The 8,922-nt window shown below is 69.0% G+C and carries 7 protein-coding genes and 1 tRNA gene; 2 read left to right on the top strand and 6 right to left on the bottom strand.

All coding sequences use genetic code 11. The features are described from left to right. The first annotated feature begins 457 nt into the window (after positions 1-457). Positions 458-658, top strand: coding sequence for a YqaE/Pmp3 family membrane protein (locus tag HNP98_RS12405; RefSeq protein WP_173810385.1), 201 nt, complete (start codon positions 458-460; stop codon positions 656-658). Between the two features lie 56 nt (positions 659-714). Here HNP98_RS12405 and HNP98_RS21550 read toward each other — a convergent pair whose 3' ends face one another. From HNP98_RS21550 to HNP98_RS12390, 4 genes are all read right to left on the bottom strand, one after another. Then, a complete protein-coding gene (locus HNP98_RS21550) occupies positions 715-1,602 on the bottom strand; it encodes an SDR family oxidoreductase (protein WP_217425742.1) in 888 nt (295 codons plus the stop codon). Positions 1,603-1,634: 32 nt separating this feature from the next. After that, complete coding sequence (locus HNP98_RS21545) at positions 1,635-2,936, bottom strand: family 1 glycosylhydrolase (RefSeq protein ID WP_217425741.1); 1,302 nt, start codon at positions 2,934-2,936, stop codon at positions 1,635-1,637. A 198-nt stretch (positions 2,937-3,134) separates the two neighbouring features. Continuing rightward, entirely contained in the window at positions 3,135-3,836 is a 702-nt protein-coding gene (locus HNP98_RS12395; protein ID WP_173810384.1) for a DUF421 domain-containing protein, read from the bottom strand. Between the two features lie 120 nt (positions 3,837-3,956). Continuing rightward, positions 3,957-4,664, bottom strand: coding sequence for a DUF421 domain-containing protein (locus HNP98_RS12390; RefSeq protein WP_173810383.1), 708 nt, complete (start codon positions 4,662-4,664; stop codon positions 3,957-3,959). 622 nt (positions 4,665-5,286) lie between these two features. On the opposite strand from HNP98_RS12390, the gene HNP98_RS12385 reads away from it, so the two are divergent. Further along, positions 5,287-6,507: an MFS transporter gene (locus HNP98_RS12385; RefSeq protein ID WP_173810382.1), complete on the top strand. Its 1,221-nt coding sequence runs from the start codon at positions 5,287-5,289 to the stop codon at positions 6,505-6,507. A 318-nt stretch (positions 6,508-6,825) separates the two neighbouring features. On the opposite strand, the gene HNP98_RS12380 is transcribed toward HNP98_RS12385, so the two are convergent. Continuing rightward, positions 6,826-6,898, bottom strand: a tRNA-Thr gene (locus tag HNP98_RS12380). A gap of 121 nt (positions 6,899-7,019) precedes the next feature. Then, a partial coding sequence (locus HNP98_RS12375; RefSeq protein ID WP_173810381.1) for a DUF349 domain-containing protein occupies positions 7,020-8,922 on the bottom strand: 1,903 nt, incomplete at its 5' end.

Below are 8,922 nucleotides of genomic sequence, written 5' to 3'. Positions count from 1 at the left end.
GCCTGGATTAAAATCTGTCTTAGCAACTTAATGCTCAGACGACTTGCTAAACGGGCAATATCCAAACCTGACGATTGATTTATCCTATACCCTCTAAGAGCCAAGGCGGGCCCGACGAGGCCCCCGGCCGTTTGCCGGAGCGCGTTTTTTGGCCGTGGCGGCCAACAGCGCCGGGCCGAAGCCGCCCCGTTGGGCGGGTCGAGCCCGGGGGCTTCCTCCAGCGCGGGCACGGCAGGCCCTTCGTCGCGCCCGCTTCCACCGCCAACGCCGGGCCGTCCGCCGGGTGTTGGCCGTTCCAGGCGGGGCCGGTTGCTTCGGGGCGTCGGGCGAAAACGTGGCTGCAACGCCCGCTGCTTAGCTTCAGCCACTCATTTGTTGGGGCCGATGCCGCCGGGAATGCCGCCCGCCACGGCGCAATAGTTTGTAGGTTTGTCGCCTCCCGCCACCCTTTTGCGCTATGCTCTTCGCCATCCTGCTGCCCGGCATCTCCATGATGTTCCGGGGCCACTTCCTGAAAGGCCTCCTCTGCGGCATCCTCCACGTCACGCTCATCGGTTGGATTCCAGCCGCCATCTGGGCCGTGGCCTCCTACAACGAAGACCAGGCCGAAAAGCGCCACCGCGAAACCCTGGCCGCGCTGCGCCGGCAAAGCCGCTAGCGCCCCGGGCCGCGTGTTTGCCCCCGCGGGGGATTGGAATGCGGATTTCGGCCGGACTACCCCACCAAAATGGCCGGTGGGTGGGCCGATTGCAGCAGCTGCTCGTCGCGCAGGTGGCGCTGCAAGCCGCTTTCCACGCTGGGCAGCAGCGCGCCGTGCACGCTGGCCAGCGCGCTCTGGCGCGGGCGGCGGGCGGCCCAGCCGAACGCCGCCGCCGGGCGCGGCACCACGGCGGCGGCGTCGAGGCCGGCTAGGCCCAGGGCCAGGCGGGCCAGCTCGGCCCACGAGTAGGTGCCCTGGTTGGCCAGGTGCCAGCGGCCACCCGCCCCGTCGAGCAGCAGGTCGAGGGCGGTATTCACCAGGTCGGGCACGTAGGTCGGGGTCACGAACAGGTCGTCGGCCGCCGCGAAAGGCTCGCCGCGGCGGGCGGCCCCCAGCGCGTGGGCCACGAAGTTGTGGGCGTCCCAGGCGCTGAAAAACGCGCTGGTGCGCACCACCAGCGCCGCCGGCAGCCGGGCCAGCACGGCCTCCTCGGCCCGCAGCTTGCTGCGGCCGTACACGCCCAGCGGGCAGGCGGGGTCGTCTTCGCGGTAGGGCGCGGCCTGGCGGCCGTCGAACACCAAATCGGACGAGAACGTGAGCAGCTGCGGGCCCTGCGCGGCGCAGGCGGCGGCCAGCACGGCGGGCCCGGTGGTGTTTTCGTGGCAGCAGCGGGCCGCGTCGGCCTCGGCGGCGTCCACGCGCACGTAGCCGGCGGCGTTTACCACGGCCCAGGGGGCGTGGGCCCGCAGGGCCCGGGCCACCGCGCCGGCGTCGGCAATGTCGAGGGCGGCGCGGTCGAGGGCCACGGCGGGCAGGCCCCGGATGCGGCACACCAGTTGGAAGGCCCGGCCCAGCGTGCCCGAGGCCCCGGCGATGAGCAGGGGGGCGGAAGAAGACGGCATCGGCAACGTAAGGAAAGGAAGAAAATGAACGGCTAAGCGGCCGCCACCGGCCAGTCGTAGCGGATGTCGCGCTGCCACCAGCCGGGTTCGGCCAGCACGGGGTGGGCGTAGTCGCCGGTGCGGATGAGGCTGTGCACCAGCGGGTGCAGGGCCGTGGGCCGGGGCTGCGCGCCGCGCACGTCGAACACCCCCGGCTCGTAGGAGGCCCCGTCCCGGGTCAGCAGGTTGTCCCAGTCGAAGGCCCCGAGCAGCGACCACACCGTGAGGGCCCGCAAATCGACGCCCCCGGCGCGCAGGCGGCCCGCCACCTGCCACATCTGGTAAAGCCAGCGCACCTGCTCCTCGCGGGTGCAGCCCAGGTGGCACTCGGTGATGGCCAGGGGCCGGCGGTACCGCTCCCAGGCGGTGCGCAGCAGGGCCTCGGGGCCCGCCACCGGGGCCCCGGCCACGCGCAGGGCCTGCACATCGACGTAGGCCGGGTGGTGCCGCCCCCGCAGCGCGGGCTGCCCGGGGTACCGGTCCAGGCGCTCGTCGAGGTACCGCTCGCTGGTGGCGTAGTGGTTGAGGCCCAGCACGTCGGGCACCAGCGGCTCGTCGACAAACGCCTGTAGTTCCTCCGCCCCAATGCCGTGGCCGCGCAGGTAGTCCCACAGCGGGTGGGCGGGCGTGAAGGCCCCGGCGAGGATGTCGAAGGTGAGCCAGCGGCGGTGGTTTTCGAATTCGGCCTGCGCGGCCAGCGCCGGCGTGCCGTGGGCCTGGCCCAGGTCTTCGGTTTGCACGAGCCGGGCGGCGGGGTTCACTTCCCGGATGGCGCGCATGGCCAGCCGGGTGGCGTGCAGCTGGTTCAGGAGCGTGCGCACGAACGGGGCATCGGCGCGCCCGTGCGGGTACCACAGCCCGTAAAGGCCGCTGAAGCGGGCCGTGGTCAGCGGCTCGTTCACGGGCGTGTAGTCCGTCACCCAGGGGTAGCGCTCGGCCACCAGGCGGGCGTAGCGGGCCAGGCCGGGGGCAAACGTGGGCTGGTCGAGGGCGGTGTAGCGCGGGCCGCTGCCGTGGTGCACCAGCCCCACGATGGGGGTGATGCCCAGCGCCCGCAGCCGGGCCAGGCGTTCGTCGGGCCACCGCCAGTCGGGGCGGTCGAGGCTCTCGGGGGCCACGTGCTCCCACAGCACGGGGTAGCGCAGCGTGCGCAGGCCCAGGGCGGCGAAGCGGTCGAGGTCGCCGGGCCGGTCCCAGTGGCCGTTGCGCACGAGCTGGTCCGAATAGTCGTCGCCCACGCGGCGGTGGGTGCATTCCACCCCGCCCCATACTTCTACCCCCGCTGCTTGGTTCATCCGTTGGTTGCTTGGTTTTGAACAGGGCCCCGGCCCCACGCCGCGGGCCCTTTCCGGCTGTTTACCGGCTATACTAAACTTGTAACCGCCAGGTTACCAATAAGCTAAGCCGTAGTGCGGGGCTCGTGGGCCAAGCCCCACCGTAGGCCGAGCTTGGGCCCGCAGCCTCAGCGCCCACCCGGGGGGCGCGCGGGCAAATTATTTTAGCGCCGCCACGGCCGGGTTCCACCGGCGGTGGCCGCAGGCGGGGCAGGCGGTGGCGGGCGGCGCGGGGGCGTCCACCACCCGCCCGCACCGGAGGCAGGCAAAAGCACCCGGGGCCACCGGCTGCAACTCCCGGAAGCCGTGGTCCCAGCCCGGAATGATCGACAAGCCGGGTTTGGGGTCCGGTGCTTCCACCAGGCTGAACGTGCCGTTGGCTTCCATGTAGAGGCGGTGCACCTGGCCCAGGTGCTCCAGGCTTTCGCCCCGTAGCTGGGCAAAGAGCCGCTCCTGCGAAAGCACCACCTGCGCCATGACGGGCACTTGCAGCACGCCATCGGCCACCACCGTCGTGACGTTGCCTTGCAGCAGGTGCTCGACGGTGGAGCGGCGGGCGGCCCACTGCGTCACGAGCCGGTGGCCCAGCACCACCACGGCCGCGATGACGACCGGGGCCAGCAGCCCGCGGTCGGGCGAGAGCAGCGGGATGCCGATGCCCACGGCCAGCGACACCAGCCCGGCCAGCTCGGTGCGGCTAATCTGCCCGGCCATGCGCTTGCCCATCAGGCGCAGGCCCGCCAGCAGCACCAAGTACATGAACACCAACCGAATGGCGCATTCCAGCAGAAAGCTCCAGGGCGTATCGCCCATCAGAATGCGCAGGTAGTCGGTAATATGAGGCGGGGGCGGCGGGGGCATATCCAAGCATCGGTTATAAATTGTCATTAACTGTGCGACGGCCAGTGTCTGGCGCGGGCTCGTTGAGTAGGAGCTACTGCCGGCCGGGCCGGTCGGGGGCAGCCCCCAGCCTCCGGCGCTTTATTTCGGGGCCGTTTTTTTGAGGACGGCCGGCACCCAGTTTTCGTCGCCGCAGCGCAGGCAACGGGTGCCCGCGTGGTCGGTGAGGACCGGCACGTGGCCGCAGGTGGCGCACGCCTGCTGGCCCGGGGCCAGGCCGTCGGTGGCGGCCGGCGGGGCATCGGCGCTGGGCAGCACGCTCAGGCCGGGCCGGGCTTCGGCCAGCTTGTAGATGCTCAAGCGGCCATTAGACTCGAAGTACACGCGCCGCAGCTCGCCGAGCTGCGCGATGCTTTCGTTGCGGAGCTGGCCAAAGAGCTGTTCCTGCGAGAGGGCCTGGCGCTGCATCGCGGGCAGGTCCAGGCAGCCGTCGCGCACCAGCAGGGCCGCGTCGCCCTGCTGCACCAATTCCACGCGGCGGTACTTAAAAGCCAGCCGGTTGCTGATGCGGTGCATGCCCAACAGGGCCACCAGCACGACGACGCTCGGGAGCAGCCCGGCGGCCGGAATCTGCATGGGCCCGGCGATGATGGCCCCCAGCGTCAGGATCACGGCCAGCTCGCTCACCGACGTCACCGCTTTCATGCGCCGGCCCAGCAGCCGGACGATCACCAGCATCACCACGAAAATGAGCAGCGCCCGGACGGCCACCTCCCCCGTGAACGCCGGCGGGGCCGTGCCGAACAGCCACCGGTGCCAGTCGCTGAAAATGATGTCTTCCTTTTTCATAACCCGGTTACGTTGCCCGCATTTCAACGCACCGCCCCGCAACGGGTTGCACCAGACACGGGAGGAAAACCGGGCAAAAACGGGCCGGCCGCGCCCCTTATGGCCCCATCTTTTTCGTTTAATGCGCAGTAGCGGCCCTTAATGTTCAGCTGGTTATTTTTTGGGCCGCCCCGCCGGGGTTGCGCCTGCCACGGCACCCTGGTTTGCCGGGTTGTCCCCCCGCGCCGCATTTTCCTGACCGGCCTTTCGCCGATGTTCCACGGCCACCCGCGGCAAGGCCTGCTGCACGGCAGCCCGCGCCTAACCCGCGCCGGTTGCCCCAAGATACTAAACGACAGCACCCAAGACACCGACGGCCGGGGCAAGCCGGGGCCGTGGCCGGGGCCGGGCTATTTCCGGCAGCTGGACGCAAGCGGGGGGCGGGCCGCGGCCTGCCCAGGTGCTGCCCACCAACCGCCGCGCCCCAAGTATTTCGCCGGCCCTGCTGGGCCGCTGGCGGCCCCTGGGGTTCAACCTAATAGGGCCCAGCAGTGCCGCGCTACCTGCTTTTTGCCTTAAACCCGACAATATCCAAGCGGCCCCGCTTACGTTGAATCCAGGGCAAACCCACCAGTCGGCCGTTATGGAAACAAACGCACGCAGCTTGAAAGGCCTCGACTGGATCAGCCTGCTCATGGCCGACGTGAAGGACGGCGTGGGCGTGTACCTGTCGGTGTTCTTGCTCACCGTGCGGCACTGGTCGCCCGACAAAATCGGGCTCGTCATTGCCGGGCCCAGCCTCATCGGCGTCCTGGTACAGGGGCCGGCGGGGGCCTTCATCGACCGCACCCGGCACAAGCGCCTGCTGCTGGTGGTGGCGTCGGTCATCATCGCGGGGTGCTGCCTGGCCGTGGTGCTGAACAGCAACTTTTACCCGGTGCTGCTCTCGCAGCTGGGGGTGGGGCTCACGCAGTCGGTGTACGCGCCGTGCGTGGCGGCCATCACGCTGGGCATCGTGGGGCAAGCGGCGCTCTCGCAGCGCATCGGGCGCAACGAAAGCTTCAACCACCTGGGCAACATGGTGGCCGCCATCATCGCCGGGCTGCTGGGGCGCTACGTCTCCTACGAAGCGATATTTTACTTCTCCATGGCGCAGTGCGCGCTGCTCGTGGTTGCCGTGCTCGTGGTGCGGGAGCGGGACATCGACCACGACCGGGCCCGGGGCGCCACCGCCGCGGCCGGCCAGCCGGCCAGCGTGGCCAGCGTGAAGGAGCTGCTGGCCAACCGGAGCATCCTGGTTCTTACCGTGGCCATCGCCCTGTTTCACTTCGCCAATGCCCCCCTGCTGCCGCTGCTGGGGCAGAAAATGGGCCTGGTCGACCAGAAAAACTCGTCGCTGTACCTGTCGGGCGCCATCATCGTGGCGCAGGGCGTGATGGTGTTCGTGGCCAAATACGCGGGCCGGGCCGCCGAAAACGGCCGCAAAAAAGTGCTCCTGGTCGCTTTTGTGCTGCTGCCGGTGCGGGCCCTGCTCTTCGCGTTCATCGGCAATCCGTACGCCCTCACGGCCATTCAGCTGCTCGACGGCATCGGGGCCGGCTTGCTGGGGGTAGTGACCATCCTGATGATAGCGGACCTGAGCGCCGGCACCGGCCGGTTCAACCTGCTGCAAGGCGTGGTGTACTCGGCCATTGGGCTGGCGGCGGCGCTCAGCAGCATCGGGGCGGGCTACGTGGTCGAGCACTTTGGCTACGCGGCGGGCTTCGGCGCGCTGGCGGGCGCGGGGGTGCTGGCCACGGTTTTCTACTGGCTGGCGGTGCCCGAAACCAAGGATATTCAGCCGGCCGTGCCGGCCGTGGCCTAAGGTGGTGCTGGTAGGGGCGTTCCGGCTACGCTTCTTCTTTTATAAAAGCAGTTCCTGAGGTTGCCCTGGTGTGGCCCGGCGGGGTGGGCAGGTGCTCAGTCCGTACGAGCAGTCATTGGCCCCCCACAGCTGAATTACGCGTTCCTGCGTCCCGGCAAGTGGTGACCACACACGGGGGCGTTAGGGGGGGCGTCCCTCGCGTAGGGAACCCCCGATTTCGCATCGTGGAGGACCGAGACCCCCAGACACAAAAAACCCGGAAAACCCCTTCCGCGACGCGAGAAGGCATTTTCCGGGTGCCCCGGGGGTGGATGTGTGAGCCTCCTGCCGGACTCGAACCAGCGACCCTCTGATTACAAGTCAGAAGCTCTACCAACTGAGCTAAGGAGGCGTTGGCTGGGCGCAAAAGTACGGGTGCGCCGGGGCCCCGCCAAATGCCCGCGCCACAAAAAAAGGCGGGGCCCGCAATGTTGCGGGCCCCGCCTTTTAGGGTTCAGCGCGTTACGGGTTGTTTACGCCCGCACCACTTTGAGCTGCTTTTTGAGCACGTCGATGCGCTTTTGGCCTTCGGCCATGCGGCCCTCGTACTCCTCGCGCAGCTGGGCCGCGTTTTTGGAGCGGGCGAAGAAGGCGAGGTTGGTTTGCAGGGTGGCGTGGTCGTTTTCCAGCTCGTTGATTTCCTTGCGCAGGGCCATTTCCTTGCGCGTGAGCTGCTGCTGGGCCTGGGGCCGCGCCTTGAGGCGGGCCACTTCGGCCTGGAACAACAGGTCGGCGCGGTCGGTATAGCTCAGGTCGGGCAGGCCGTCGAGGTACTGGCCCAGCAGGCCGAGCAATTGCTCCTCGCTGCGGTCGCCGGTGCCCACCCCGTCGAAGGCCTGCGACCAGTCGGCCAGGATGGCGCGGAAGCCCTCCAGCGAGGCGGGATTCTCGTCGCCTAGGGCGCTGATTTGCGTGCCCAGCTGCTCGAGGTAGGCCAGCTGCTCGCCCGAGGAGGCGGTGGCTTTTTCCTCGCGCTGCTTGGCCTCGTGCTTGGGCCGGTCGAACACGGCGTCGCAGGCGTTACGGAAGCGGTGCCAGAGCTTGTCGGCCAGCTTGTCGGGCACGCGGCCCACGTCTTTCCACTCCTTCTGGATGCGCATAACGACGGCGCGGGCGGCCTCGGCGTCGGGGTTGTTCTGGGCTTCTTCGGCCTGGTCGATGAGGGCCTGCTTGGCCTTCACGTTGGCGCTCTTCTCGTTGTCGAGCGACTTGAAGAAATCGTTCTTGCGGTTGAAAAAAGCCTTGTAGGCGGCCCAGTACTGCTTGTTAAGGGCGTCCGCCTGGGCGCGGGGCACGAGGCCGGCGGCGTCCCACTCGGCCTTCAGCTCCTGCAACTCGTCGGTTTTCGAGCGCCACAGGTTCACGCGGTCGGTTTCGAACTCGGCGAAGGGCAGGATGCGCTCGAGCAGGGCTTTTTTCACCGCCAGGTTGGCCTTTTCCTGGCCCGAGCGCTCGTCGGAAAACTCCTTGCGGCGCTGGTGCAGCGCGTCGGAGGCGGCGATGAAGCGCTGCCACAGCGGCTCGCGCTGGTCGTTGGGCACGGGCCCGATGTTCTTCCAGTCCTCGTGCAGCTTGGTCAACTCGTCGAGGGCCTTGTTGATGCCGGTGAGGGCCATCAGCCCCTCGGCCCGCTTGATGAGGTTCTCTTTGGCCTCCTGGTTGCGGCGGCGGTCCAGGTCCTTCATCTCCAGGAAGCGGCCCTGCTTGCTGTAGTAGATGTCGAGCAGGCCGTGGTAGGTATCCCACACGGGCTGGCTATCGGTTTGGGGCACGGGGCCGGTGGCTTTCCACTCGCTTTGCAGGGCCTTGAGCTTGGCCGAGCTGTCCTTGGTTTCGGCGGCTTCCACGAGCTGGCGAAGCTGGTCGAGCAGCTGCTGCTTCTTGGCCAGGTTGTCGGCGCGGCTGGCGTCTTCCACCTTGGCCGTTTTGGCGCGGCCCTCGCGGAATTCCTGCAACGCCTTGTTCAGCTCCGGCTGGCCTTCGGGCTGCTGAAAGGCAAAGGCGTCGGCCTCGGCCCCGCCTTCGCCAAATTTCTGGCGGGCGGCGGCGCGGGCCTGGCCCACGTTGGCTTCGTACTGGCGCACGAGGTCGAGGGTGGCCTTGCGGTTGCGCTGGGCGTTGGGGCCCCGCAGCTCCTGCACCAGGTACTGGGCCTGGGCGGGTAAGTCGAGGGCCGTAAAATCGGGCGCGGCCAGGGCCACGGGGGCCGCCGACGTGGCCTCGGCGGCCGCCACGGCATCGCCGTCGCCGCTACCGTCGCCGCCGGCTTCCGCGGCGATGACGGCCTGCGTTTCCGGGGCCAGGGGCGTGGGGGCCACCGGGGTCAGGGGGGCCCCGCCTTCGGCCCCGGCCAGGGCCTGGGCTTCCGCGGCCTCG

The organism is Hymenobacter caeli (assembly GCF_013294115.1).
In the GTDB taxonomy this organism is placed as follows: Bacteria; Bacteroidota; Bacteroidia; order Cytophagales; family Hymenobacteraceae; genus Hymenobacter; species Hymenobacter caeli.
The sequence above is the reverse complement of the archived record's forward strand: the minus strand, read 5'-3'. Positions and strand labels throughout refer to the sequence as shown.